Source organism: Xenorhabdus griffiniae (assembly GCF_001028135.1).
Classification (GTDB): Bacteria; Pseudomonadota; Gammaproteobacteria; order Enterobacterales; family Enterobacteriaceae; genus Xenorhabdus; species Xenorhabdus bakwenae.
This window is the reverse complement of record NZ_LDNM01000004.1, coordinates 22,415-49,336: the sequence shown is the minus strand read 5'-3', so window position 1 is coordinate 49,336 and position 26,922 is coordinate 22,415. Positions and strand designations below refer to the sequence as shown.

The 26,922-nt window shown below is 44.1% G+C and carries 22 protein-coding genes and 2 pseudogenes; 15 read left to right on the top strand and 9 right to left on the bottom strand.

The features are described 5' to 3' along the window. The 3 genes from AAY47_RS00965 (at position 1) to treC (ending at position 3,724) form a co-directional block, all read left to right on the top strand. Positions 1-282, top strand: a complete 282-nt coding sequence (locus AAY47_RS00965; protein WP_200897712.1) for a dihydrofolate reductase family protein — start codon at positions 1-3, stop codon at positions 280-282. 312 nt (positions 283-594) lie between these two features. Beyond that, a complete protein-coding gene (treB, locus tag AAY47_RS00960) occupies positions 595-2,031 on the top strand; it encodes a PTS trehalose transporter subunit IIBC (protein ID WP_047766377.1) in 1,437 nt (478 codons plus the stop codon). Between the two features lie 31 nt (positions 2,032-2,062). Further along, positions 2,063-3,724, top strand: a complete 1,662-nt coding sequence (gene treC, locus AAY47_RS00955; RefSeq protein WP_047766376.1) for an alpha,alpha-phosphotrehalase — start codon at positions 2,063-2,065, stop codon at positions 3,722-3,724. Positions 3,725-4,267: 543 nt separating this feature from the next. Here the strand turns inward: treC and AAY47_RS00950 are convergent. After that, positions 4,268-4,459: pseudogene (locus AAY47_RS00950) on the bottom strand (GNAT family N-acetyltransferase); the annotation flags it as partial. Positions 4,460-4,664: 205 nt separating this feature from the next. Between AAY47_RS00950 and prlC the strand changes: the two are divergent. Both prlC and rsmJ read left to right on the top strand, forming a co-directional pair. Then, positions 4,665-6,707, top strand: a complete 2,043-nt coding sequence (gene prlC / locus AAY47_RS00945; protein WP_047766375.1) for an oligopeptidase A — start codon at positions 4,665-4,667, stop codon at positions 6,705-6,707. 6 nt (positions 6,708-6,713) lie between these two features. Continuing rightward, complete coding sequence (rsmJ, locus tag AAY47_RS00940; RefSeq protein ID WP_047766374.1) at positions 6,714-7,457, top strand: 16S rRNA (guanine(1516)-N(2))-methyltransferase RsmJ; 744 nt, start codon at positions 6,714-6,716, stop codon at positions 7,455-7,457. A 75-nt stretch (positions 7,458-7,532) separates the two neighbouring features. Here the strand turns inward: rsmJ and gdhA are convergent, their stop codons facing one another. Next, positions 7,533-8,876 (bottom strand): NADP-specific glutamate dehydrogenase, encoded by a 1,344-nt coding sequence (gene gdhA / locus AAY47_RS00935; protein WP_047766373.1) that lies wholly within the window; start codon positions 8,874-8,876, stop codon positions 7,533-7,535. Between the two features lie 257 nt (positions 8,877-9,133). Then, positions 9,134-9,565, bottom strand: a complete 432-nt coding sequence (uspA, locus tag AAY47_RS00930; protein WP_047766372.1) for a universal stress protein UspA — start codon at positions 9,563-9,565, stop codon at positions 9,134-9,136. Positions 9,566-9,862: 297 nt separating this feature from the next. Between uspA and uspB the strand changes: the two genes are divergently transcribed. From uspB to AAY47_RS00920, 3 genes are read left to right on the top strand one after another with little or no spacing between them, the layout of a single operon-like run. Then, positions 9,863-10,192, top strand: a complete 330-nt coding sequence (gene uspB / locus AAY47_RS00925; RefSeq protein WP_047766371.1) for a universal stress protein UspB — start codon at positions 9,863-9,865, stop codon at positions 10,190-10,192. Positions 10,193-10,209: 17 nt separating this feature from the next. Further along, positions 10,210-10,410 carry a hypothetical protein gene (locus AAY47_RS22345; RefSeq protein WP_200897707.1) on the top strand — a complete coding sequence of 67 codons (201 nt, stop codon included), beginning with the start codon at positions 10,210-10,212 and terminating at the stop codon, positions 10,408-10,410. Beyond that, positions 10,380-10,898 carry a hypothetical protein gene (locus AAY47_RS00920; RefSeq protein ID WP_419177425.1) on the top strand — a complete coding sequence of 173 codons (519 nt, stop codon included), beginning with the start codon at positions 10,380-10,382 and terminating at the stop codon, positions 10,896-10,898. Before AAY47_RS22345 ends, AAY47_RS00920 begins: the two co-directional genes overlap by 31 nt. Positions 10,899-11,048: 150 nt before the next feature. On the opposite strand, the gene AAY47_RS22340 is transcribed toward AAY47_RS00920, so the two are convergent. Together AAY47_RS22340 and AAY47_RS22335 are read right to left on the bottom strand one after the other, a co-directional pair. Next, a complete protein-coding gene (locus tag AAY47_RS22340) occupies positions 11,049-11,615 on the bottom strand; it encodes an MFS transporter (RefSeq protein WP_200897703.1) in 567 nt (188 codons plus the stop codon). A 46-nt stretch (positions 11,616-11,661) separates the two neighbouring features. Then, positions 11,662-12,327 (bottom strand): MFS transporter, encoded by a 666-nt coding sequence (locus AAY47_RS22335; RefSeq protein ID WP_200897701.1) that lies wholly within the window; start codon positions 12,325-12,327, stop codon positions 11,662-11,664. 14 nt (positions 12,328-12,341) lie between these two features. Here AAY47_RS22335 and AAY47_RS00910 point away from each other — a divergent pair, with 14 nt between their 5' ends. Further along, complete coding sequence (locus AAY47_RS00910; RefSeq protein ID WP_047766369.1) at positions 12,342-13,241, top strand: LysR family transcriptional regulator; 900 nt, start codon at positions 12,342-12,344, stop codon at positions 13,239-13,241. A 190-nt stretch (positions 13,242-13,431) separates the two neighbouring features. Here the strand turns inward: AAY47_RS00910 and AAY47_RS23225 are convergent, their stop codons facing one another. Together AAY47_RS23225 and pitA are read right to left on the bottom strand one after the other, a co-directional pair. Continuing rightward, positions 13,432-13,581 (bottom strand): hypothetical protein, encoded by a 150-nt coding sequence (locus tag AAY47_RS23225; protein WP_160300186.1) that lies wholly within the window; start codon positions 13,579-13,581, stop codon positions 13,432-13,434. Positions 13,582-13,681: 100 nt separating this feature from the next. Further along, the gene (gene pitA, locus AAY47_RS00900) at positions 13,682-15,172 is read right to left on the bottom strand and encodes an inorganic phosphate transporter PitA (RefSeq protein ID WP_047766445.1); all 1,491 of its coding nucleotides are present in this window, start codon (positions 15,170-15,172) and stop codon (positions 13,682-13,684) included. A 307-nt stretch (positions 15,173-15,479) separates the two neighbouring features. Here pitA and AAY47_RS00895 point away from each other — a divergent pair. The 6 genes and pseudogenes from AAY47_RS00895 to AAY47_RS00870 all read left to right on the top strand — a co-directional run bounded on the left by AAY47_RS00895 (position 15,480) and on the right by AAY47_RS00870 (position 24,119). Further along, positions 15,480-16,680: pseudogene (locus tag AAY47_RS00895) on the top strand (NAD(P)/FAD-dependent oxidoreductase). A 649-nt stretch (positions 16,681-17,329) separates the two neighbouring features. Further along, positions 17,330-18,460, top strand: a complete 1,131-nt coding sequence (locus AAY47_RS00890) for an acyl-protein synthase (RefSeq protein WP_047766368.1) — start codon at positions 17,330-17,332, stop codon at positions 18,458-18,460. 1 nt (position 18,461) lies between these two features. Further along, complete coding sequence (locus tag AAY47_RS00885) at positions 18,462-20,897, top strand: acyl-CoA reductase (protein WP_047766367.1); 2,436 nt, start codon at positions 18,462-18,464, stop codon at positions 20,895-20,897. A 15-nt stretch (positions 20,898-20,912) separates the two neighbouring features. Then, positions 20,913-22,157: a phenylacetate--CoA ligase family protein gene (locus AAY47_RS00880; protein ID WP_047766366.1), complete on the top strand. Its 1,245-nt coding sequence runs from the start codon at positions 20,913-20,915 to the stop codon at positions 22,155-22,157. A gap of 11 nt (positions 22,158-22,168) precedes the next feature. Next, a complete protein-coding gene (locus tag AAY47_RS00875) occupies positions 22,169-23,095 on the top strand; it encodes a GNAT family N-acetyltransferase (RefSeq protein ID WP_047766365.1) in 927 nt (308 codons plus the stop codon). Positions 23,096-23,423: 328 nt separating this feature from the next. Further along, positions 23,424-24,119, top strand: coding sequence for a pirin family protein (locus tag AAY47_RS00870; RefSeq protein WP_047766364.1), 696 nt, complete (start codon positions 23,424-23,426; stop codon positions 24,117-24,119). A gap of 67 nt (positions 24,120-24,186) precedes the next feature. Here AAY47_RS00870 and pckA read toward each other — a convergent pair whose 3' ends face one another. Both pckA and hslO read right to left on the bottom strand, forming a co-directional pair. Then, entirely contained in the window at positions 24,187-25,806 is a 1,620-nt protein-coding gene (gene pckA / locus AAY47_RS00865) for a phosphoenolpyruvate carboxykinase (ATP) (protein ID WP_047766363.1), read from the bottom strand. A gap of 187 nt (positions 25,807-25,993) precedes the next feature. Next, the gene (hslO, locus tag AAY47_RS00860; RefSeq protein WP_047766362.1) at positions 25,994-26,866 is read right to left on the bottom strand and encodes an Hsp33 family molecular chaperone HslO; all 873 of its coding nucleotides are present in this window, start codon (positions 26,864-26,866) and stop codon (positions 25,994-25,996) included. Between the last annotated feature and the right edge of the window lie 56 nt (positions 26,867-26,922).

Sequence of the window (26,922 nt, the reverse complement as noted above, 5' to 3'; positions counted from 1 at the left end):
ATGTCAAAACTCATCTATTATGTCGCCGCTACAATGGATGGTTACATTGCTACTAAAAACCATGAATTAGGTTGGTTATATGATTGTCCTCCAGGTGATGATGCCACTCCTTATGATGAGTTTTATCAAAATATCGGTGCCACAATTATGGGTGCTGGAACCTATGAGTGGATTATGAAAAACGCCGCAGGTGAATGGCCGTATCAAAATATTCCTTCCTTTATTAATTCATTTTGGTCAAAAATAAAGCTAAAATTATCCCTCCAAGTTGTGACTCAATAGGGTATGGATCTTGCTTTATTTTACCAATCGATAACATAAACCCATAACCCATATCTATTAATTACCAAAAAAACTAAAAATCCGATAATGATAAGCATCACGAATATAAAAAACCCTTTAATTTCAAATCAATGGCCTAAAATGTGATCTAAAACTCAAACAAAACATCTTTTCATATTCAAAATACAAAAATCTGTCTAGGATCAACCTGCTATTATTTCAGTCTATTCATTATCTCATCACGAGCGTAATCATTCTGTTAATCGCAAAACTCCATTATTTATCACTCCTGCCACACCAAGGAGCAAAGGCATGAAGAAAAAACAAATAAATCAAAAGGATATTGATAATCTTATTACCTTGATTGGTGGTAAAGAAAATATCGCTTCCGTCAGTCATTGTATCACCCGCCTCAGATTCGTTCTTAATACACCAGAAAATGCCGATGCCAAAGCCATTGAAGAGTTACCAATGGTCAAGGGATGCTTCACTAATGCCGGACAATTTCAGGTTGTGATTGGGACGAATGTGGATGTCTATTACAAAGCTCTGCTTGAAACCACGGGGAAACAATCCGTTAATAAAGAAGAGGTTAAGCAAGCAGCTCGCCAAAATATGAAATGGTATGAAAATGCAATTTCACATTTTGCTGAGATCTTCTTCCCATTACTCCCAGCCCTGATCAGCGGCGGTTTAATCCTCGGTTTTCGTAACCTGATCGGCGATATCCCGTTTAGTGAAGGCAAATCGCTCGCGCAACTCTACCCTGTCTGGCAGAGTGTCTATGATTTTCTCTGGCTAATTGGTGAAGCGGTATTCTTCTACCTCCCTGTGGGTATCTGTTGGTCTGCCGTCAGAAAAATGGGCGGAACACCCATTCTGGGGATTATTCTCGGCATTACCCTGGTTTCCCCACAATTGATGAATGCTTACCTGCTTGGGCAACAAACGCCCGAAGTCTGGAATTTCGGCTGGTTTACCATTTCTAAAGTCGGTTATCAGGCACAGGTTATTCCTTCCCTATTAGCTGGCCTAACGTTGGGGTGGATTGAAACGCGGCTGAAAAAATGGGTCCCAGACTATCTCTATCTTGTGATTGTCCCTGTGACTTCTCTGATACTGGCCGTCCTCCTTGCCCATGCCCTGATAGGCCCTGCCGGACGTGCTATCGGTGATGGTGTTGCCTGGGTTGTTAAAAGTCTAATGACGGGGAGTTTTGCGCCTATTGGAGCCGCCTTGTTTGGTTTCTTCTATGCCCCGCTGGTGATCACCGGTGTACACCAAACCACCCTGGCAATCGATCTGCAAATGATCCAAAGCACCGGAGGCACCCCTATCTGGCCGATTATTGCGCTATCTAATATCGCTCAAGGTTCTGCCGTTGTCGGCATTGTCTGGGCAAGCAAGAAACAAAAAGAGCGCGAAATTTCTGTTCCTGCGGCGATTTCAGCCTATCTGGGTGTCACCGAACCCGCTATGTATGGAATCAACCTGAAATACCGTTACCCCATGTTCTGTGCGATGATTGGGGCGGCCATAGCCGGGCTGATTTGTGGACTCAACCATGTCACGGCCAATGGTATCGGCGTTGGCGGAATACCGGGAATTCTGTCTATCAAGCCGCAGTTCTGGATGGTTTATCTGCTTGCTATGATCGTCGCAATTATTGTGCCATTCCTGCTGACCGTTCTGGCTTATCGTAGAAATGAACGCAAAGCGACCTTACCCAATGCTGATCTTACCCAATAAACAGGCCAATTAATTTTATAGGTATCTATTTATGACGGAACAAAAACCCTGGTGGATGGATAGCGTTATCTACCAAATTTATCCCAAAAGTTTTCAGGATAGTACCGGTAGTGGCACAGGAGATATCAACGGGATCACCCAGCGGCTGGATTATCTACAGCGACTTGGCGTTGAAGCCATTTGGATCACGCCAATTTATCCCTCTCCACAAGTTGATAATGGTTATGACGTCGCTGATTACTGTGCCATCAATCCTGATTATGGCTCGATGGAGGACTTTGATAATTTGGTGCAAAATGCCCATCGCCGTGGCATTCGCATTATTTTGGATATGGTTTTCAATCACACCTCAACCCAACACCCGTGGTTCCAGGCGGCGCAGGATATTAACAGCCCCTACCGCCAGTTTTATATCTGGCGGGATGGTTCTGAAGGTTCCCTGCCCAATAACTGGAAATCCAAATTCGGTGGTCATGCGTGGCAATGGCATACAGAGAGCCAACAATATTACCTCCATCTGTTTGCGGTTGAACAAGCCGATTTGAATTGGGAGCATGAACCGGTTCGCACTGAGCTGAAGAAAATCTGTGAATTCTGGGCTGATCGTGGCGTTGATGGCTTGCGTCTGGATGTCATTAACCTGGTATCAAAACAGCAAGATTATCCTAGTGATGATCACGGCGATGGCCGCCGATTCTACACCGATGGCCCGCGGATACATGAGTTTCTGCAAGAAATGAGCCGTGATGTTTTCCAGCCCAAGGGATTAATGACCGTTGGTGAAATGTCATCCACCAGCCTTGAGAGCTGCCAACGCTATGCTGCTCTGGACGGAACGACGCTGTCCATGACGTTTAATTTTCACCACCTAAAAGTTGACTACCCAAATGGAGAAAAATGGACTCGGGCAAAACCAGATTATGTTGAACTGAAAAAGATTTTCTCAACCTGGCAGCAGGGTATGCACCAAAAAGCCTGGAATGCGCTTTTTTGGTGTAACCATGATCAACCGCGCATTGTTTCCCGGTTCGGGGATGAACACCAGCACCACAAAACATCCGCTAAAATGCTGGCGATGGTGCTGCATGGTATGCAGGGTACGCCTTATATTTATCAGGGCGAAGAGCTGGGCATGACAAACCCTCACTTTACGCGTATTGAAGATTATCGGGATATCGAGAGCCTGAATATGTATCAAGAGCGCATTGAGAAAGGTATGCAAGCAGAGGATATACTGGCAATTTTGGCGCAGAAATCCCGTGATAACAGCCGAACCCCCATGCAGTGGAATGATTCAGCAAACGCGGGTTTTACCACCGGAACGCCGTGGATTGCGCCTTGCAGTAATTACTCAGAGATCAACGCTGAAACCGTATTACAGGATGAAGATTCCGTCTTCTATTGCTACCACAATTTGATTAAATTGAGAAAGCAACAGCCCATTCTGACCTACGGTGATTACCTGGATTTGCTGCCAGAGCACCCTTCACTGTGGTGCTATCTGCGTCGTTGGCAGGATCAAACCTTGCTGGTTATTGCAAACCTAAGCGATGAAACTCAACTCTGGTCTCCAGAGACTTCACTTGTAAGCACAGAATGGCAGGTATTGATGAGCAATTACTCATCACCAGCAACGGTAGATCATGAGATTAAAATTAAACCTTATGAATCAATATACTTAATATCCAAATGATAATTTTATTGATATATCGTCATTTGACATATTGAATTATTTATAAAATCTTTTAAATAACATACCTCACTAAAAATAAGGTGAGGTATGCTTTTCTTTTTCAAAAAAATAAGAACACCTCATGCTTATTCGATGCAAAAAACATTATTTAAATCCTGCTTAACATTTTACAACCCCATCCGTAATTACAAGATTAATCGATATATCTGTTAACATTAATCTTATCGATAAGTAATCCCAAACGCATACCATAGCAGTATATTAATGGCGCCACCAAAAATTTATGCCATAATTTTTTAATCTCAAACAAGGCGTATACCATTATGTTTTACTCAAGATACTTAACTTATTTGGGGATTATCAGTCTACTATTATCTGCCTTTGCACAAGCATAAGTGCCCTCTCAACAATTATCTCCAAAACCAAAAAAAAAATACCTGCAACGGCAGATTAATAAACAAGTTACAGATAAATCTGCACGACCAACGGTAGAAAACTGGTCAGATACCAAAAAAGTGGCAGAGTTTATTTGTCGTCCTTTTGTTTTTGATACTTTTCCGATACATAAACATCACATAGATAGCCGAACGTCGCAAAATCTGTGACGAGCCTCGCAAATCCTATTTGGGTTTTATCTTTGTACAATCCAAATATCAGGCTGTTTTCAATAGCAGACCGAACTGCTTCGAGATCAACACCTTCCGCCCAACGAGAACGTGTCAGAAATTGATAAATGACGGGGTTATAGCGCGCCTCCAATAATATCTAAACGTTTCCATGACATCACAGATCTCTGACAGAAAAAGAGCCTAATTATTCGCATAAAAGTGCGGCATTAGCATTGAACTCACGATATCTTATCCCCATCTATCGTCAACAACCCATTGGGATGCGGGGCTGGTTTAAGCCTGTACCCAAATATACCTATAAGGCACTCATTATGACTAATCCGTTACTGACATCTTCTGCATTGCCTGAGTTCTCTGCAATCGAACCAAAACATGTCGTGCCTGCTGTGAAAGAGACGTTAGCCAATTACCGCCAGTTAATTGAGAAGATTTTATCCGAAAACACTGCTTTTACCTGGGATAACCTGTGCCAACCCATTTCAGAAGAGAAAGACAGGCTTTCCCGTATGTGGTCGCCAGTCGAACATCTGAATGCGGTTAAGAATAGTCCAGAACTCCGCGAAGCCTATGAGCAAAGCCTGCCCCTGCTCTCTGAATTCGATACCTGGTTGGGGCAACACAAAGGGTTATATCAGGCATATAAATCATTAAAAGAGAGCCAAGCCTTCGAAACCCTTCCCCAGCCACAGCGCAAGGTTATTGAAGATACTTTGCGTGATTTTGAATTGACCGGCATTGGCTTACCAGAAGAGAAACAGAAGCGTTACGGTGAAATTACGGCCCGTTTATCTGAGCTGGGTGCAAAGTTCGGCAATAATTTGCTGGATGCCACCATGGGATGGACCAAGCTGATTACCGACGAGAGCGATCTGGCTGGTCTGCCTGAAAGTGCCAAAGCCGCAGCCAAGGCCACCGCCGAAGCCAAAGGGCTGGATGGGTGGTTGCTGACACTCAATATGCCCAGTTATCTGCCCGTTATGACCTATGGCGATAATCGTGAACTGCGCAAAGAAATGTATTACGCCTATACAACCCGTGCTTCCGATCAAGGGCCAGATGCCGGGAAATGGGATAACAGTGAAATGATGGCGGAACTCCTTGCATTACGTCATGAACTCGCCCAATTACTGGGGTTCAAGAACTATGCTGAAAGTTCCCTGGCAACCAAAATGGCCAAAACACCTCAGCAAGTGCTCGATTTCCTGAACGATCTGGCCAAACGCGCCCATCAACAAGGTCAAGAAGAGTTGGAAACACTCACCGACTTTGCCAAATCTCACCACGGTGTTGATGGGCTGGAAGCGTGGGATCTGGCCTATTACAGCGAGAAGCAAAAGCAGCATGACTTCTCCATTGATGATGAACAACTGCGTCCTTACTTCCCGGAACAACGGGCGCTGGAAGGACTGTTTGAAGTCATTCGCCGCATTTATGGCATCACCGCCAAAGAGCGCCATGATGTCGATACATGGCACCCTGATGTTCGTTTCTTTGACCTGTATGATGATCAGCAGGTATTGCGCGGCAGTTTCTATTTAGATCTTTACGCCCGTGAACATAAACGCGGTGGCGCATGGATGAACAGTTATGTCGGCAGAATGCGTCATGCATCTGGCGAGTTGCAAAACCCAGTCGCTTATCTGACTTGTAACTTCAATAAGCCAGTCGGTGATCAACCCGCCCTGTTTACGCACGATGAAGTGACAACACTCTTCCATGAGTTTGGGCATGGCCTGCACCATATGCTGACCGAAATTGAAGCCCTGGATGTTGCCGGCATCAGTGGCGTGCCGTGGGATGCGGTAGAGTGCCCAAGTCAGTTTATGGAAAACTGGTGCTGGGAGCCGCAAGCATTAACCTTTATCTCCGGTCACTATCAAACGCAGGAACCGCTGCCACAAGAGATGCTGGATAATATGCTGGCAGCCAAAAACTATCAGGCCGCAATGAAAATTCTGCGCCAGCTTGAGTTTGGCCTGTTCGATTTCCGCTTACATGTGGAATATGATCCCGCCAAAGGAGCGCAAATCCTGGAAACGCTGCAATCTGTGAAAAAACAGGTTGCAGTTGCGCCATCACCTGATTGGGGACGCTTCCCGCACTCCTTTAGCCATATCTTTAATGGTGGTTATGCAGCGGGTTATTACAGCTATCTGTGGGCGGATGTGCTGGCAGCCGATGCCTATTCCCGCTTCTCGGAAGAGGGAATTTTCAATCGCGCCACCGGTCAGTCATTCCTCGACAATATTTTGACCCGCGGCGGCTCAGAAGATCCAATGACCCTGTTTGTCCGTTTCCGTGGTCGTGAACCAGAACTGGATGCCATGCTGAAGAGCTACGGCATCGGCGGATAATGACCAGTGAAGATTTGTTTGATTTGTGAAGAAGGCGCTGATCGCAGCGCCTTGTCGTTATTGGCTGAACGTTGGGATCTGATCCACGATGAAGACTCAGTCATGGCACTAGTATTGACTCCCGAGCGATTGGAATTACGCAAGCGCGATGAGCCTAAGCTGGGCGGGATTTATGTCGATTTTGTCAGCGGAACAATGGCACACCGTCGTCGCTTTGGTGGTGGCCGGGGCGAAGCCGTTGCGAAAGCCGTCGGCATCAAGAAAGAGTATTTACCCAATGTTGTGGATGCCACCGCCGGGTTGGGACGCGATGCTTTTGTACTGGCTTCTATCGGCTGTCATGTCAGGATGTTGGAGCGCAACCCCTTGGTAGCCGCTTTGTTGGATGACGGCCTACAGCGTGGCTATCAGGATGAAGAGATTGGTAGCTGGCTGAAAGAACGCATGACACTGATCCATGCCTCAAGCATTACGGCGTTGACAGATATTACACCGCCGCCAGATGTGGTTTACCTTGATCCAATGTATCCACATAAGCAAAAAAGCGCGTTGGTCAAAAAAGAGATGCGGATTTTCCAATCGTTGGTCGGGGCGGATGAGGATGCTGATAGTTTGCTGGAACCTGCCAGAACGCTGGCAAAACGTCGGGTTGTGGTAAAACGGCCTGATTATGCAGAACCACTGGCAGGTGTTAAAGCATCCGCTGCCATTACCACCAAAAACCACCGATTCGATATTTATCCTTGTTAGAAAAAATAAACCCCATGTTCTATTGGGGTTTTTAAATTGCCTGACTACACAATTATTTTATAAATAATTACTTTCCTAAATAATGCCTTGTGACAACATCGCATCCGCCACTTTGACAAAGCCAGCGATATTTGCGCCTTGTACGTAGTTAGTTTGTTGCTCTTCTCCACCATATTCTACGCAAGCCTGATGGATATCGAGCATGATGTGATGTAAGCGAATATCCACTTTTTCCGCTTTCCAACTCAGGCGTGCTGCGTTCTGTGCCATCTCCAGACCCGAAGTTGCCACGCCACCCGCATTAGCCGCCTTACCCGGTGCAAACAAAACGCCTGCATCAAGGAAAGCCGTAGTAGCCTCAATCGTCGCGGGCATATTGGCGCCTTCCGCAACCGCTTTCACACCATTTTTGATCAATGTTTGTGCTGCTTCCAAATCCAGTTCATTCTGCGTCGCACAAGGCAAGGCTATATCCACAGGAATGGACCACGGATCCTGGCCTTTAAGGAAAGTCAGTCCACGCTCTTTGGCATACTCTTCCACACGGCCGTAACGCTGGTTTTTGATCTCTTGAAGATGAGCCAGTTTCTCCGGTGTAAAACCCTCTTCATCCAATACCGTCCCGCCTGAATCCGATACGGTGACGACTTTCGCCCCCAATTCCATACATTTTTCAATGGAATACTGGGAGACATTCCCCGCACCGGACACAGATACTCGCCTGCCTTCAAGTTCCATACCATGACGTTTAAGCATCTCATGGGTGAAATAAACCAGCCCATATCCGGTAGCTTCAGGGCGGATCAGGCTGCCACCAAAAGAAAGGCCCTTACCCGTAAAAACGCACGCCGTATTGTTCGACAGTTTTTTCATCATACCTGCCATAAACCCAACTTCACGGCTGCCTACGCCAATATCCCCGGCCGGCACATCGGTATCTGGTCCCAAATGGCGGTAAAGTTCTGTCATCAATGCCTGACAAAATCGCATAATTTCGCCGTGGCTTTTCCCTTTGGGATCGAAATCAGCCCCCCCTTTTCCGCCGCCCATCGGCAACGTTGTTAACGCATTCTTCAATGTCTGCTCAAAACCTAAAAATTTCAGGATAGAAAGATTAACAGAAGGGTGAAAACGCATTCCGCCTTTAAACGGCCCAATAGCTGAGCTGAACTGAACCCGCCATGCGCGGTTAACCTGTACTTTCCCTTGATCATCCACCCAGCAGACGCGGAATTGGATAACTCTTTCCGGCTCCACCAGACGTTCCAATAACCCTTGCTCACAATATTGTGGGTTTTGTTGCAGAAAAGGCCAGAGAGAAGTCAACACTTCTCGTACTGCCTGTAGGTATTCTGGTTGATGCTGATTACGGGATTGAACCAAATCGAGAAACGAAACTAAAGATAATGAAACATTCATTCGGGCTTCCTTTTTGTCATGCAGATGTGATGACCCCCTGCCATTTTCCATATTATTTTTTTGTCGAAAATGTGAGGTAGTTACGGTTTGCTTTCTGAATATAGCACTGTTCTATGCTTAAATTTCAACAACTATTTTTATGTATTTTCTCAAAAATACCTTTGACAATTTCTAAACCAGTTTCATTATCTTTTCTGCGGATAAAAAAATCGCCTGCATAAGCAGGCGATTTTACGGAATAAAATATCAACCGAAGATTATTCTTCGTCACGCAAAGGAACAATCAACATATCAATATGAACGGTGTTAATAAGCTGGCGTGCTGAAGACATCAACTTACTCCAAAAATCCTGATGGTGGCCGCATACCACCAGATCCATATTGTATTGCTTAATCGCATCGACAAGGACTTGCCCTAAATCACCACTGCCACTCAACGTTTCCTGAACGGGATAATCTGCACTAGCAGAGAGTTCTTTCAGGGAATTACGCGTTTCATCCGCAATACGCTCCTGCATATCGCCAAGGTTTACATCAATCAGGCCGGTATAAAGATCAGAGTAGTTAACATCAACATGGATCAGGGAAATTTTGGCATTGTACGGTTTCGCCAATGATACCGCTTTTTCCACCAAAATCCGGCTTTCCGGGGATAAATCAACCGCAACAAGAATATGTTTGTAAGCCATAAGAACTCCTTCCATAACGTCGTTTAAATGGATAGGCAACATTAAACGCCATGATTCGATGTTTATACTATAACCGCTCAATGTGTCTTTTGAGTGTTGTTGTGATCACAACTTATTGTTTTACTTTCAAACCAGCCACAATAGCGGATTATATGCCTTACGATAATACCTGCTGGACACTGTATTTTTAACTAAGATTCAATATAGTTATTATTCAAATCAAAACGTTTCTTATTGGTTTCTTCTTTTGCTGGCAGTTATTAGCAACCTTTACTGCCACAATCAGGAGGGGGAAGTATGTTCAATACCATTGCACTATTTTGGGCAGTTTGCCTTATCTGCATTATTAACATAATGCGCTACTGTTCTTCGCTCCGTGTACTTCTGTCAATTTTACGTGAATCAGATCCCATGCTGTATCAATCCGTTGATGGGAATGGTTTTTTTAAAGCTAATGGTCAATTTAATAAGCAGATCCGGCTCGTGCGTTATATCAATTCACAAAGTTATCTTAACCATCACGACCCTGATGTCGTCTTGTTATGCGAAAGGATGAGGAAACAATTTATATTGACAGAAATACTCTGTGGCGTTGTTCTGCTTTGCCTGATAGCGATGATGATCTGACGTAAATGTGAGAAACGATGAATTTTACATCCCCCCGATCTAAAGAAGTCGTAGCGAAAAATTTACGTGATGGTTATTGGTTAGAGGCAACAGATTTAAACCTAGATGGAAAAACCGATCGCTTTGGCTATGGTTTGACATTGGGAGAGTTGTATTGGTACGAAAATCCAGTGCAGTCCTGCCAATTGTGTTATTTACCCAGCCGGATGATGTGTTGAATGCAAAAGAATGGCATATGACAGTCATCGACGATAGTACATTCCGTATGATTCATGGCGCAGAAAAGAAAACGGGGTTGATACATGGCTCTTCCCGTGACTCAGTGGTACTAGCCTCTGATAAGGGTGTGTATTTCGATGATGAAACTCGTGACTGGCGGCGAGTATTGATAGGTACAGACGAACTCACTCAGTTTGAAAAAACCGGTTTTAAAGGCAATGGTGATATGGATGTTGGTCGGATAGGTAACGACATCTTCAGTTATGTAGCAGCTACTGAACCATTCCATGGTAATACTGTGGCAGTGTACTACAAAAAGGATGATGCAAAACCTCAGGAAGCAGAATGGCATCGGGTGTTATTGGATATATCGCAATTGCAGATTTTAAAAATCGCGGCAAAATTTATTTTGCGACCATTGCCTACTCGGTTCCTAATTACTATGTCGCAAAAGATGCAAAAATCGTCGTGCACTACAATGAAATGAAACTCCACTGTTAAACCAGTAGTAATCGTTTATTTTCACCACGTTCTAGATTATGTCTCATTACCAAAGAAAGTTCGTGTGACGGTTAATCATTTATACAAACAATTGATAGAGAAAGGGGCTCTGTTAATGCAACAGAGCCGATTATCCTCAGTTGTCTTTATGTGCCAAATTGATACTTATATAAATTACGCCGATTGCAGAGAATGTTAATAAAGAGGCAAATACAGAAATGTATGATAAACTAGGCCCATACTCTATAATAATACCGGCTATCCATGCCCCTATGGCATTCCCTAAGTTAAAGGCGGCTATATTTAGACTGGAAGCAAGACTTTGTCCGGCTCCTTCAGCATTTTTTAATATCCAAGTCTGCAATGGTGAAACTGTAGAAAATGCGGTTATGCCAAGTAAGACAGTAAAAATCAAAGCTGTTGCTTTATAATTCATAGCCCACGTCATGATTATTAATGTTGAACCTAATAGAGCAATTGTCCAAATCAAGGTAGGTAAAATCTTCTTATCTGCTAGCCGTCCACCGGCAATATTTCCTATGACTAAACCAACTCCAAATAATAGCAAAATAGGCGATATCTCTGATAGTTCAAAGCCACTGATTTGAGTTAATATTGGAGAAATAAATGTGAATACAGCAAAAAAACCGGCATAACCTAAAGTAGTAGATAATAATCCAAATATGACAGGTTTTTTTGCCATTGATTTCAAGTCATTACGCCAATTACTGCTATCAGATGGTTTACTTTCAGTAAGGTATGAACATGGCAATAATAGCTAAACAAATAATACCGATAATAGTTATAGCCCAAAAAGTTGCCCTCCATCCTAAATACTGACCAAGCCAAGTACCAAAAGGAACACCAGCGATGTTAGCAACCGTAAGCCCTGTAAACATAGCAGCAATAGCAGATGAACGCTTTTCGGCAAGAACCAGGTTAGTTGCAACTACAGAACCAATCCCAAAAAAAGTGCCATGAGTAAAAGCAGTCAATATACGTGCTGCCATTAGTAACTCATAATTTGGAGCTAAGGCACATGCTGCATTACCACATATAAAAATTACCATAAGCACTAATAATACACGCTTGCGAGGCCAATTATTCATCAAGCTTGTTAAAAATGGTGCTCCAATAACAACACCTAAAGCATATCCTGATATCAGTAACCCTGCGGCAGGTATAGAAATACCTAAATCAGTACTGACTTCTATTAATAATCCCATAATAACAAACTCAGTTACGCCAATTCCAAAAGCGCCAACCGTTAATGCGTATATAGCAAGAGGCATAATTATTACCTTATTAAAAATAATTACTAGGGTAATCAATTTCTTGGTCAACAGAATGAGTAGTAGTTTAAATGCATTGATATATAATCCTAAAAAGATAAAATGGACTATCTCTTTTTCCAAAATAGAACAACTCTATGGCTCTCAGTAACCTTGATGATCTTGTGACTTTTTTAACTGTGATAGACTCTAATAGTTTTTCAGCTGCTGCACGAATAATGAATAAAACGCCTTCAAGCGTCAGTAAGCAGATAGCACGACTGGAAGCTGCCTTAAATGTCAGTTTGTTCGAACGAAATACCCGAATGATAAAAATTACCGATGAGGGAACAGCTATTGCGAAATATGTGCGTACAGCTTTATCACTTTTAGAAAACATCTATACCATAGATAATAAAGGAAATAATAATTTGGAAGGAAACATTAAAATAACAGCGCCAGTCGCATTTGGGGAGAAATATATCACCAAAGAAATCACTTCATTTATAGATAAATATCCCAGAGTCAATTTCGATTTACAGTTGACTGATCGGATAATCGATATATACAGCAATAAATTAGATCTTGCTATACGTTTTGGCCAGTTGGCTGACTCACAGTTAATAGCTACACCACTCGCAGTTAGTGAACGTATTTTAGTTGCTTCACCAAAATATATGCAAGGCGGGACTATATCACATCCTAATGAACTCAAAAACCACAACTGTCTTCTATTCTCTTACCCTGGTCTTTTTCAACACACATGGTCATTAAATAAAGCAAAAGAGCAAATTGAAATTACTGTTTCAGGAAATTTACGTAGCGATAACAGCCATGCCATAAAAGCATGGTGTCTTGCTGGATTAGGTATAGCGCTGAGGGAAAAATGGGATGTAAAAGATGAGATAGCCACAGGTAAATTGGTTAGAGTTCTGCCAGATTGGAAAGAAAAAGAAACAATGATAAGTATAATCAGAGCTCGTAGGGAACCGATTCCTCAAAGGGTAAGAAGCTTTATTGAACACTTAACTTACGAATGGATAAATCCTAAATTTTAAGGGTTCCTTCGCATTAACAGAGAGAGCTCGATCGCAAGTGTATTGATTAATTATCATGCCATTCATTGATAGAAAAAAGTGTCTGGTGAAATCGGACGTCCCAGCTCTTACGGATATTACCCTTTGCGCAACATACTGACCCGTTCAACGCTGGCTAACACAGTCTGAGCCTGCCTGAAATTTTTATACCTCAGCATGGAACGTGTTTGACGTTGCAACGCTCCTGTTCAATCATTTTATTGAGATACTTATTTTTCCGGATGGCCTTATCTTTTGGCTTTCTCTGGCTTAATTCATCCAGTGCGGTTTTATTGGCACCATTTTTATCAAGGATTACCACTTTGGGTACCCATGCTGAAGCATCGAGTCTTTTTTTATCTACTAAAAAATAAAAAAGGGTTGGCTGACAATAACAACCAACCCTTTTTTCTAAGATGTGATTAGATCAGTTTCAGGGCGATCCAATACAGTAAGCCCGACAATGCAATGGAAATCGGCAACGTCAAAACCCACGCCAACATGATATTCTTGATGGTCTTACTCTGCACACCACCACCATCAACCAACATCGTCCCCGCTACCGCAGAAGAAAGCACTTGTGTCGTGGATACCGGCATACCCGTATAGCTGGCTACACCAATAGAAACCGCAGCAGTCACCTGTGCAGAAACACCCTGGGCGTAAGTCATGCCTTTTTTGCCAATCTTCTCACCGATAGTCACAGCAACACGTTTCCAGCCCACCATTGTGCCTAAAGACAGGGCAAGAGCCACGGCAACAATGATCCATAATGGCGCATATTCCACCGTACTGAGCAAATCTTTACGCAGCTTATTCAGGAAACGTGCATCTTCAAGGCTGGTTTCTGGCAGCTTAGCCACAACGTTGGTTGTATCAGCAGCGCACATCAACATACGGCGCATACTGTTACGTTGATCCGGCGTTAACTCGTTGAAGTTTTGAGTACTCGCCAACATGCTTTCAGCCTTATTCAGCACCACTAATGCGCGTGAGCTATCGCAATGGAACGTCAGATCGCGTTGATCTTCAACAGAAGAAGCGGCTGGATTTAGTTCAATCGCATGAGTCAGCGCTGGAGTATGCTGCCCATAATACTGCTGCAAGTGGACAACGGCATCACGAGTGCGAGCAATATCATAACTGGTTGAATTCATATTGACGACAAACCCCGCAGGCGCGACACCAATCAGAACCAGCATAATCAAACCGATACCTTTCTGACCATCATTCGCTCCGTGGGAGAAACTCACACCAACAGCCGAGAGGATCAGGGCAGTACGTGTCCAGAATGGGGGTTTACGTTTGCCATCCTGTTTTTCACGCTCAACAGGCGTCATATGGATACGGCGACGTTTTTTTGTACCACTCCAATAACGACGCAGTAAAAACACCATCGCTCCGGCAATGATCAGGCCAACAAGAGGAGACAGGATCAAGGACATGAAAATCTGTATCATCTTCGGAATATTCAACGCATCAACCACTGAAGAACGGGTCACTATCGCATTAGTCAGGCCGATGCCGATAATAGAACCAATCAACGTATGGGAACTGGATGCAGGAATACCGAAATACCACGTCCCTAAATTCCAGATGATCGCCGCCAGCAGCATGGAAAAAACCATAGCCAAACCGTGAGCTGAACTGACATTTAGCAGAAGATCAGTAGGTAGTAGATGCACAATCGCATAAGCGACACTTAACCCACCAAGGAGAACACCCAAAAAGTTAAAAACCCCTGCCATCACAACAGCAAGCTGTGAACGCATTGCCCGGGTATAAATAACAGTTGCTACTGCGTTTGCGGTATCATGAAACCCATTGATGGCTTCATAGAAAAGCACAAACAACAGAGCAAGCACTAACATAAGGCCGGTATAAAATTCCAGGCCAGTAAACAGATGTAGCATAAACGTTAAGCCAGTTAGTAGGACATGAACGCGCGCATTATCAGTGACAAATGGTAGCGGGAAAAGAGAAATATGACCTTTTTTTGATTTAATGATGGTCAAATGACATAAAAATTCTTGCATTTATTAATAATATCAAATGGTTATTTAATTTTAATATTTTGATATTTTTTTGATGAAAAATAACTTTTTACCGCAGAAAGTTAAACCAAATGCCTATTTTTCTCCGTAGTTCGTGAACAGAACCCTCACAATGCAGTGAATTCCCACAATTAACTCGGCCAAAAGAGACAAATGAGACAAATGAATGGAAAAATTTGATGTAGTGATTATTGGTGCTGGCGCTGCCGGCTTATTCTGTGCTGCACAAGCAGGACAGGCTGGGTTAAACGTTCTGGTACTGGATAATGGCAAAAAAGCAGGTCGCAAGATTTTGATGTCCGGTGGCGGGCGCTGCAATTTCACCAACATGTATACCGAACCAGCAGCATACCTTTCTGCCAATCCCCATTTTTGTAAGTCAGCACTTGCTCGCTATACCCAGTGGGATTTTATTGCTCTTGTACAACGTTATGGGTATCCCTTACCACGAAAAAACATTGGGGCAGCTTTTCTGCGACGACTCAGCCCAACAAATCATAGACCTGCTTTTAAAAGAGTGTGAAAGAGGACAGGTAACGATTCAATTGCGCAGTGAAGTGACTCATGTCGAGAAGAAAACGCAGGGTTTTGTCATTACGGCGGCAGGAAGAAAGGTAAGCGCCCACTCACTTGTTGTGGCATCCGGGGGTTTGTCCATGCCGGGCTTGGGAGCCTCTCCTTTGGGTTACCGTATCGCGGAACAATTTGGACTCAACATCCTGCCTACACGTGCAGCATTAGTTCCCTTTACCCTGCATAAACCACTACAGGAACAACTTCAAACCCTTTCCGGTGTCTCGGTTTCCTCTGTTGTGACCGCAAAAGATGGCACCGTATTCAGGGAAAATATTCTGTTCACCCATCGCGGTCTTTCCGGCCCGGCTATTTTACAGATTTCCAGCTATTGGCAGCCAGGTGAGTATGTGAGTATTAACTTACTTCCTGATACAGATTTCGGGAGTTTTCTGGATAAGGAACGGGAATTTCATCCCAATCAGAGTTTGAAAAACACGCTGGCTAAATTACTGCCCAAACGTCTGGTGGAATGTTTACAGTCCCTGGGGCAATTGCCGGAACTGTCTTTGAAACAACTTAATGGCGCACAGCAAAAAGCGCTAATCACAACCCTGCAATGCTGGCCGGTGCAACCCAATAGTACGGAAGGTTATCGTACAGCAGAAGTGACTCTTGGCGGCGTGGATACTCACGAGTTGTCATCAAAAACGATGGAAGCCCATAAGGTGAAAGGGTTGTACTTTATTGGTGAAGTGGTCGATATAACCGGTTGGCTTGGTGGGTATAACTTCCAGTGGGCATGGAGTTCGGCGTGGGCTTGTGCGCAGGCATTGGTGGTTGTGGAGAGATAATTAAAAGCGATTTGAATTATTATTGTTCTTACATGGCAGCAAGTTCCGCTCATCAAACGGAACTTGATTAATGCAAATCACTGGATAAAAAAACAAATATCCCTTGATGTGAGCGAAAATTTAATACACCGGGCACAAATAAATAATTAACTGTTTTAAAACAAATGGTTAAAGGTAATATTTAATTTTTATTCGGACTTTCTCTTTAAATAAATATTTACCTTCAAATAATTCACCCATTTAAATAAACTAAACTTAAACCAATCATCATATAATACTAAATAATGGAACTGATATATCAAACAATGATTGCATTAAACACAAAATAAGACATAACATTATAAAAACAATTTGATTGTTATCATTTGGTTTGAAATAATGTGCTCCGCAAACACAGGGCTGACGTAACGATAAAAAACACCTGCTTACTATCAATAACCAGCTGTTTTTCATAAAATTTACATATTTTCAGAAACCAACGCATCATCTTCCAACAACGTCTAAAGATTAAATTTAAATAGGCGCCTTATTTATTATATTAATAACACCTATCAAAAATAATTACACCCAACCTAAGAATAAAAAATTAGTTTATCTATATGTTTAATTAATAATTATTTATAGCTGTTACTGAAGAATGAGTGCTGATATGCAAAACTTACCTCACGTCAAAGCACTGTGTGCTATCACACATCCTTACCGTGCTTGTGCCGAATATGATGCGTTATTTAATAACGCCATGTATGAACTGACGCTATATCATTGCGAACATACCCCTGGTTACAAGCAGTGGCTGACAGAGCATGGCTTGGATAAAAAGGCAATAATGACTCTGGATGATTGGTCAGATCTGCCTTTGCTATTTGCCAATTATTTCAAACATAACCTAATACTCAGCGACAGTGCACACGATGCGCTGGAACTGACTTCCTCTGGAACCACCGGACAAAAAAGCCGTATGCGCTATGACGCTGTCAGTATTGCGGCTGCCCAGCATATGGTGGACTGTATTTTTGACTATTATGGCTGGAATACGCCTGATCAACCCTGTAATTACCTGCTGCTGAGCTATGAACCCGCTGGTGCCGTCACTCTGGGCACCGCCTACACCGATCAATTCCTGTGTAAATATGCGCCGGTAAATCGGGCTTATTATGCTTTGCGCCATAACGGACAAGGTAATGAATTTGATCCCTTCGGTACTATTACGGCACTCCAGCAATTTGCCCAAGAAGGATTGCCCGTGCGGATTTTCGGCTTTCCTGCCTTTTTGTGGTTCACCCTGCAAAGAATGGAACAGATGGGACTACCCGCACTGAAATTACATCCTGAATCGCTGGTTTTCCTCGGCGGAGGCTGGAAAACCCATGCCGATAAATCCATTCCTAAAAAAGAACTCTATCAACGGATAACCGAACAATTGGGTATCCCTGATATTCGCTGTCGTGATGGTTATGGTTCGGTTGAACACCCGGTCCCTTATGTTGAATGTTCTCACCATCATTTCCATGTTCCAGTCTATGCCCGTGCCTATGTGCGCCATACCACTAACTTGACCTGCCAACCTTATGGGGAACCGGGTTTTCTGCATCTTACATCCCCTTATATCACTTCCTGCCCAGCCCACAGCATTGTTACCAGCGACCTGGCTGTACTGCATTCCGGTGAAAGCTGTGGTTGTGAGCTTAAAACAGATTGGTTTGAACTGCTTGGCCGCGCTGGCACTAGCAAAAACCGGAGTTGTGCGATTGCCGCTTCAGAATTGATTAAGAGATCTTGATATGTCTTCCGTAAATACTGTTTCTGTAAAAACCATGAATAATCCGATTTCTTCAAAACAATTGGCAGAACAAAAAATCGCGCAATTACGTGAGCGTTTACCTGATCTTCTGGCACGTCCCCATACTTCTGAGCAAGTTCTGGATTGCGCACAACGCTTTGCCGAATATCTTGTCAATCTGAGTGAACATCCCTTGTTTGATGCTCAGACACAGAGATCGCTTATCGCTTTTTGCCAACGTGAAGCGCTGGAAGCCAAACTGGAGCGGGAACTGGGGCAAAATGCTTTTTCACTGCGTCGATTCGATTATAACCAGAACCGATATGAGACCTGGAAACCATTAGGCTTGGTCGTCCATATTACGCCTTCCAATGCTGAACTTTTGCCCTTTATGGCCGTCATAGAGAGTTTGCTGGTGGGGAATATTAACTGGTTACGTCCAAGCAGCAGCGATAACGGGTTTAGTGCTCAACTGCTGGCAGAATTTTTATCCCAGGATATTTCAGGTGATTTAGTTGATCGGGTCGCAGTATTGCCTGTGCCCGTAACACAATTGACAGAGTTGTTCAGTCAGGCGGATGCGGTTTCTGCCTGGGGCAACGATTCTTCCCTGACCTCCATTCGTGCTCAACTCCCCCCCGGTTGCCGCTGGATAGATTGGGGGCACCGTATCAGCATTGCCTGGTTAAGCCCTGACGCCGCCGATGATACCCAATTGGATGCATTAGCTGATGATATCTGTCGTTATGACCAACAAGCCTGTTCCAGTCCGCAATGTTTGCTGGTCGATAGCGATGAACCTGAGGTTTTACACCATATCGGGCAACGAATGGCGGCCGCTTTACAACGCCGTACCGGATTGCATCCAGCCCTGAAACCGGATATTCAGGAAGCAGCTGAAATTACGACGCAAACGGCTTTCCAACAACTCGATTTTGCGTTTACACAGGTTCGCGGTGAAATATGGCAAGCCGACGGCTGGCGAGTGATATGGCGACACGAAAAAGAATTAGCCGCATCTCCTTTGTTCCGCACATTGCAGATACGCCCTGCACCCCGTCAGCATTTGTGTTCTATTTTGCTGCCCTGGCGTCACTATCTACAAAGCTGTGCTTTGATTACCCGTCAAGCGCATATCACCGAAATGAGTCATACCCTGTTTGCTGCGGGCGTCAGCCGAATCACACCGGCGGGACAGATGCATGATGGTTATAGTGGTGAACCACACGATGGCGTCTACGCACTATCGCGCCTTACCAAGCGGGTCTCTGTCAGCCTTGCGCCTGATTTAATGGCAGGTTGTGCCCATCTTGATGTCCCTCCACCACGTCCACGCGGATTAGAAAATCTGCCTGTCATGAATAAGGCAGATTTTCAGGCGCGGGTTCCTAACGATAAGGCACGCCTGTTTTTCCGCAGTGGTGGCAGCAGTGGTACGCCTAAGTTGGCGGCTTATAGCTACCATGATTACCACAGGCAGATGCAGGCCGCAGCCGATGGCGTATTCGCCTCAGGGCTTGAATCTGCAACCGATCGCGTCATGAACCTGTTGTATGGCGGGAAGTTATACGGTGGCATGATGAGCTTCTTCACCATCCTGGATAAATTGGGCGTGGCACAATATCCAATGGGTGGCCCTACTGATAATGACTTTAGTGAAATCGCTGATTTTATCGTACATCAACGCATTAATACGCTGGTGGGTATGCCAAGCACGATACATCGGCTATTTCTAAATGAAGAAACCAAACTACGTCAATATGGCGGCATTCGTAAGCTATTACTGGGGGGCGAACCCCTCAATATAAACCAGCGAAATTTCCTGACCAATTTTGGCGTTACCCTGATACGTTCAACAATTTACGGTTCAGTCGATGCGGGGCCAATGGGTCATGCGTGCGCAGCCAGCGAGGATGGCGTTTTCCATTTAATGGCTGATACTCAATGGCTGGAAATTCTCAATATAGAGAATGATCAACCCGTGGCAGAGGGTGAAACAGGTCGTCTGATATTCACTTCCCGCCACCGTGAAGCCCAACCCGTCCAACGCTACAATTTAGGCGATCTCGGCTGCTGGATTAATCAACCTTGTTGTTGTGGCCTGACTTCACCACGTTTCCGACTTAAAGAACGCCACGGTTCCCTGTTACGTATAGGCAGTATTTTTTTCAATCTTGCTGATTTGTCTGAACAATTGGCATTACCCGTGCAATGGATAATCAACCATAACAATAATGGCGTTGATAGCATTCAGCTATTGGTTGAACATACCGATCCCCTCACTGTGCACCAAAATTTATTAAAAGATCCCAAAATTGCCGAAGTTGTTGAAGGAAACCTGCTGAATTTAGATGTTATTTCCATGTCAAGTACTGAGTTTCACCGCAATGAACATAGTGGGAAAACACCATTATTCATCGACTTGCGTAAATATTAATTGAGTAAAATTAAGATGATGACCAAAACGACATTGACTGATTTGCTCCATCATACACGCGAGCATTCTGCTTATTACCGAGAACTCTATCAGTCCATTCCCGACAATTGGGTTTTGGAAGATTTACCTCTCGTGGAGCCTAACCATTATTGGGCACATTCAAATGACTTACCGGCATGGCCGGTGCTGACTGCCCCGCTGGAAGGCGGTCATGTGTTTAAAACAGGTGGCTCAACCAGCGAAGGGCGTTTATCGGTTTTCAGTCAACAAGAATGGAAAGCCTTCATTTATTCCTTTGGTCAAGGCATTGCCCGCCAATTAAAAGCCGGGGATCGGGTGGCTAACCTGTTTTTTGCTGGCGATCTTTATACCAGCTTTATATTTATCCACGGCGCATTATCGAATTCACCAATCCCGATATTGGAATTTCCTTTCACCTGTAAGGTTGAGGATGAATTACTGATTAACAATATCCGCCTTCACAACATTAATGTGCTGGCCGGCGTCCCGGTGCAGTTAATCCGTTTAGCTCACTATCTGAAAGAGATGGAACAAACATTGCCAATGGTGGAGACCATTCTTTACGGGGGCGAAAGCATATTTGATTCACAGCTCACGATGATAAGACAAGCATTTCCTTGCGCCCGTTTAGGCTCCATCGGTTGTGCCAGTGTCGATGCGGGTTTGATTGGCTTTGCTGATCCCGATTGTAAACAGGGAGAGCATCGCGTATTTTCTGACGAAACGATTATCGAAATTGTCGATGAAATCACTCACCAGCCCATTACTGTGCCAGGGAAACGTGGCTTATTAGTTGTTACTAACCTGCAACGACAACTTATGCCTGTGATCCGCTATCCTACTGGTGATATGGCTTGCTGGTGCGAGCCAGAACAGCCAAGCCGTAAATTTGCCCTGCAAGGACGTGCTAATCAAGGCTATCGTATACGATTTGGCACCCTATCGTTATTCCCTGACGACTTAACGACACAGTTATCACAACAAACAGAGCTTTTGGCCTGGCAATTGGAGCTAAGCCAGAAAGAAGGACAAGATCAAATTCGGTTGTTGGTAGCAAGTCTGCAAACTGTAGATATCGACAGAATACGCCATCGGGTTATGGCCGCATTTCCGGGTTTAGAAGAAGCTTGTATACACCAGAATATGCTGGAGATCGTGCAAACCAATATTGATAGCATGTCTACGCACCCACGATCAGGAAAATTGCAGCGAGTTGTGGATCTACGTCGTTATAGCTAAGGTTGAAATCAATGACTATCTTACAATCCACTCTTCAAATCCGCAGCTATCAGCCAGGAGATGATAAAAAGATCAGCCAATTATTCCGTGAGGTTTACGGCGATTCGTATGTCTATCCTGACATTTATCTACCAAAGCTCATCAATGACTACCAGTCTACAGGGCAATGGTATTCTGCCCTGGCATTCCATCAAGGCCTGCTCATCGGTCATGCGTCTCTGGTTAAAGATACGGTACAGAAAAATCAGGCAGAGCTGGCACTTATTGCGGTGTGTTCCGATTTTCAAGGTCATGGTGTGGCTAAGTCTCTGGGCAATTATTTATGCGGCTATGCGAAAGAGCAAGGCTATAATTTATTGACGATGAAACAGGTATGTTCACACCCTAAAAGCCAGTACATCGCCCAAAATTTGGGGTTTTATTCTACGGCGCTGATGCTGGATTATGTTGATTCGCCATTTGGTTTGCCAGAACCCGAAAGTATCATTCAGGGTATTTTGCCGTTTAAATCATTGCCATTACCTAAGCTGAACTGGCCCCGACCCTGGCAAGGCTGGGTCACTCAAATCAGCCAATATGTTGGCGAATCATCCCAAAGTGAACCATCAGTGTATCGGCACTCTATTCTTTCTGAGCCTATTACCATCAAAAAATCGGGTAGACGTTTGGAAATCACACTATACAAAGTTCAGGCTGACTTTTTATCGGAGGTCATCGATCTTCCCTCTGGACAATTAATCTATTTGAAACTGCCTGCATGTGAAGAAGCGCTGAGGTTGTACTCATTGCTGAAAAAAGGTGGGTTTCGCTTCGCCGGGCTTTGCCCGGACACACATGATGGATGGTTTTTGCTGTGGCTACGAGGCTACCAATTAACGCCCTATCAATTTCATGATATGGGTACTCAACATCTCTATCAGATGGAATTGGAGGGGTAATCATACAACTGATATGTGTCAAAAATCGCATTTTAAACAGTATCTCAAATTTGAAATTTGTTTAAAAAAACACTTTACAAATGATATTGAGAACGATTATCATTATTAGCACTTTCAGTGCACCACCTTCAGGGTCCATGTGAAAGTACGACATTGCTCACATTGCTTCCAGTGTTTACTTTTATAAGCCAACTTTATGTTGGCTTTTTTTTTCGTCTTGTCATTGCCTTATTTTTATTCAAATATTTTGAAATTTAAGGTTAAATTTCCCGTCTTTTCTATTTCATTCCTTCAACTAGACTACAAAAAAAATTTGAGGGATTTTGTAATGATCTACTTACGCCAAGCTTCAGAACGGGGTCATGCCAATCACGGTTGGCTGGACAGTTGGCATACTTTTTCATTCGCCAACTATTATGATGCCAATTTCATGGGATTTTCTGCACTCAGGGTCATTAATGAAGATGTGATTGACGCGGGTCAGGGATTCGGCATGCATCCTCACAAGGATATGGAAATATTGACCTATGTGCTGTCTGGAACGGTGGAACATCAAGACAGTATGGGTAACAAAGGGCAAGTGTCTGAGGGAGAGTTCCAGATTATGAGTGCAGGGACAGGCATCCGCCACTCAGAATATAACCCACAGCATGATAGCCAACTGCATCTCTACCAGATCTGGATCATACCGGAAAAAACAGGACTCACTCCCCGTTATGAACAACACCGTTTTGATACTACAGAAGGTCGCCAATTAATTCTTTCTCCTGATGCCCGTGCTGGCTCCCTGAAAGTTTTTCAGGATATGACATTATGGCGTTGGGCATTAAAAAATGGCAAAGAGGATGAATATAACATGGAGAAAACACGAAATGTCTGGATCCAGGTGGTTCGTGGTGAAGTGATAATCAATGGAACCCGGGCTACCACCAGCGATGGTATTGCTATTTGGGATGAATCCCAACTTCGGCTAACTGCAAATCAAGAAAGTGAGATCCTACTGTTTGACTTACCCTCCAATTGATGTTGAATATTGAAAAAGAACTCTACCCAACTGAATAGAGTTCTTTCATAGAAAACTTAAAATTACACTACAGCTTAGGGCCTGCTTTTACCAATGCAGCACCCGCAGCCGTATCAGTATATTTGTCAAAATTATCGATAAAACGCTCGGCCAGATCTTTTGCCTTCACATCCCATTCAGATTTATCGGCATAGGTATTGCGTGGGTCCAAAATGTGGGTATCTACACCCGGCAATGTCGTTGGTATGGCCAAATCAAAAATCGGCAATTGAAGGGTATCCGCATCTTCAATGTCACCATTGAGGATCGCGTCAATAATGGCACGGGTATCTTTGATGGAGATACGTTTACCCGTGCCATTCCAGCCAGTATTGACCAGATAAGCTTTCGCGCCCGATAACTGCATACGCTTAACCAGAACTTCCGCATATTGTGTCGGATGCAGTGACAAGAATGCCGCTCCAAAGCAAGCAGAGAAAGTAGGTGTTGGTTCTGTCACACCACGTTCTGTTCCTGCCAATTTTGCCGTGAAGCCAGACAGAAAATGATATTGGGTTTGTTCTGGGGTTAAGCGGGAAACCGGAGGCAATACACCGAAAGCATCTGCGGTCAGGAAAATAACCTTGGTCGCATGTCCTGCTTTTGAGCTTGGTTTAACGATATTTTCAATATGGTAAATCGGATAAGAAACACGGGTATTTTCTGTTTTGGAGCCATCATTGAAATCAACCGTACCATCCGCCAGTACAGTGACATTTTCCAGCAGGGCATCACGGCGAATGGCGTGATAAATATCCGGTTCAGCCTCTTTGGATAAATGGATGGTTTTCGCGTAGCAACCACCTTCAAAGTTAAACACGCCGTCATCGTCCCAGCCATGTTCATCATCACCGATTAACTTACGTTTCGGATCAGTGGAAAGCGTGGTTTTCCCTGTTCCAGAAAGACCGAAGAAAATAGCGACATCTCCCGCTTCACCCACGTTGGCGGAACAGTGCATCGAGGCAATACCTTTTAGTGGTAGCAGGTAGTTCATCATTGAGAACATCCCTTTTTTCATTTCACCACCGTACCAAGTCCCCCCGATTAACTGCATACGCTCGGTCAGGTTAAAAGCAACAAAGTTTTCAGAATTCAGCCCCTGCTCTTTCCATTGTGGGTTGGTGCATTTAGCACCGTTCATCACAATAAAATCAGGTGTGAAATCAACTAATTCTTCGTCTGACGGGCGGATAAACATATTTTTCACAAAATGTGCCTGCCACGCCACTTCAGTAATAAAACGCACTTTCAGGCGCGTATCCGTATTGGCTCCACAAAAAGCATCAACCACAAACAAACGTTTGCCTGAAAGCTGCTGAGTAACCAAACCTTTTAGATGAGACCAGGTTTCCTGACTGAGCGGTTTATTATCGTTCTTGCCTTTGCCCTGATCAGCCCACCATACTGTGTCGCGGGTAACATCATCGCGAACAATATATTTATCTTTCGGAGAACGCCCCGTGAAAATACCTGTGTCTACTGCGACAGCACCGAGGTTAGTCAATATGCCACGCTCATACCCTTGTAGCGTGGGTTGAGTTTCTTCAGAGAATAACAGTTCATAACTTGGGTTATAAACAATTTCACTAACACCGTGAATACCATAAACCGCAAGTTCCTGCTCAGTAATGCCTGTAACGCTCATTTGTTGCTCCTGGTCGGTTATACTTTATCTCTGTAGGGGATAATAAATAATTATGACTAATTAACAGCGATTTTTATCAAAAAATTGAAATCACATTACTTTTTTTAAGTTTATATGAGACACAGAACACGGAATGGCTGAATCATTCGTAATAAAAAGGGCGTATATAACGCCCTATGATACCTAATTAGTGCAACCGCTCTGTTTTTGCCGCTTTTATTGCGTTGATATCTTTTTCGTCGAAAACATAATGCATGCCGCAAAATTCACATTGCATGTCAATTTTGCCATCGTTGTGCAAAATTTCCTGTAGATCGGCTTCCGATAATGTCACCAGGGTATCAGCACAACGTTGCTGGGAGCAGGTGCAACGGAATTCCACTTGCTGAGGTTCATATAGCGTGACATCTTCTTCATGATAAAGGCGATGCAAAATCTCTTTCGCATCCAGCGTAAACAACTCTTCTCCCTTAATGGTTGCAGTCAGTTGCACCAAGTGGTCAAGCATGTCTTCGCTACTTTCCTGCGCCCCGGGCAAGATTTGCAATAACATGCCACCGGCTGCTATTTTTCCATCCTGCATCCCTGTACGGATAAACAGACGCGTTGGTAACTGCTCTGACTGTTTGAAATACGCATCCAGGCACTCTGCCAACGTATTGCCTTCCAGCGCCACAACGCCCTGATAACGCTCACCTTCTGTTGGTGTCACCGTGATGACCATATAACCATTGCCGATCATATCGCGCAGGCTACTTGCGGCATTCACTTCACCATCAATGCGAGCCGTGCCACGCATCTGTTGTCGGTTGTTACCATTAATCACCGCCAGTTTGACCGGCCCATCCCCCTGGATCTGTACCGTGATATCCCCGCTGAATTTCAAGGTAGCGGTTAACAGGCTGGTTGCGACCAACAATTCACCCAATAGCTGCTGTATCGGTTGAGGGAAATGATGATTTTCCAGCATCCGTTGGTAAGTTTCACTAACGGAAACAAGTTCCCCCCTGACAGAGTGGCTTGCAAATAAAAAGCGGTGTAATTGGTCATGCTTGGTCATAAATCTCTCTCATTTCACTGAAACGGTTGTCTCCTTCGTCTTTCAAGTTGCCTGTT

Excerpts from the sequence above, each read along its gene's own strand:
- gdhA (WP_047766373.1), bottom strand. The coding sequence starts at position 8,876 with ATGAATGTTTCATTATCTTTAGTTTCGTTTCTCGATTTGGTTCAATCC.
- uspB (WP_047766371.1), top strand. The coding sequence starts at position 9,863 with ATGTTCAATACCATTGCACTATTTTGGGCAGTTTGCCTTATCTGCATT.
- hslO (WP_047766362.1), bottom strand. The coding sequence starts at position 26,866 with ATGACCAAGCATGACCAATTACACCGCTTTTTATTTGCAAGCCACTCT.
- AAY47_RS22345 (WP_200897707.1), top strand. The coding sequence starts at position 10,210 with ATGAATTTTACATCCCCCCGATCTAAAGAAGTCGTAGCGAAAAATTTA.
- AAY47_RS00885 (WP_047766367.1), top strand. The coding sequence starts at position 18,462 with ATGTCTTCCGTAAATACTGTTTCTGTAAAAACCATGAATAATCCGATT.
- uspA (WP_047766372.1), bottom strand. The coding sequence starts at position 9,565 with ATGGCTTACAAACATATTCTTGTTGCGGTTGATTTATCCCCGGAAAGC.
- treB (WP_047766377.1), top strand. The coding sequence starts at position 595 with ATGAAGAAAAAACAAATAAATCAAAAGGATATTGATAATCTTATTACC.
- prlC (WP_047766375.1), top strand. The coding sequence starts at position 4,665 with ATGACTAATCCGTTACTGACATCTTCTGCATTGCCTGAGTTCTCTGCA.
- AAY47_RS00880 (WP_047766366.1), top strand. The coding sequence starts at position 20,913 with ATGATGACCAAAACGACATTGACTGATTTGCTCCATCATACACGCGAG.
- AAY47_RS00965 (WP_200897712.1), top strand. The coding sequence starts at position 1 with ATGTCAAAACTCATCTATTATGTCGCCGCTACAATGGATGGTTACATT.
- AAY47_RS00890 (WP_047766368.1), top strand. The coding sequence starts at position 17,330 with ATGCAAAACTTACCTCACGTCAAAGCACTGTGTGCTATCACACATCCT.
- AAY47_RS00870 (WP_047766364.1), top strand. The coding sequence starts at position 23,424 with ATGATCTACTTACGCCAAGCTTCAGAACGGGGTCATGCCAATCACGGT.
- treC (WP_047766376.1), top strand. The coding sequence starts at position 2,063 with ATGACGGAACAAAAACCCTGGTGGATGGATAGCGTTATCTACCAAATT.
- AAY47_RS00875 (WP_047766365.1), top strand. The coding sequence starts at position 22,169 with ATGACTATCTTACAATCCACTCTTCAAATCCGCAGCTATCAGCCAGGA.
- pckA (WP_047766363.1), bottom strand. The coding sequence starts at position 25,806 with ATGAGCGTTACAGGCATTACTGAGCAGGAACTTGCGGTTTATGGTATT.
- pitA (WP_047766445.1), bottom strand. The coding sequence starts at position 15,172 with ATGCTACATCTGTTTACTGGCCTGGAATTTTATACCGGCCTTATGTTA.
- AAY47_RS00910 (WP_047766369.1), top strand. The coding sequence starts at position 12,342 with ATGGCTCTCAGTAACCTTGATGATCTTGTGACTTTTTTAACTGTGATA.
- AAY47_RS22340 (WP_200897703.1), bottom strand. The coding sequence starts at position 11,615 with ATGGCAAAAAAACCTGTCATATTTGGATTATTATCTACTACTTTAGGT.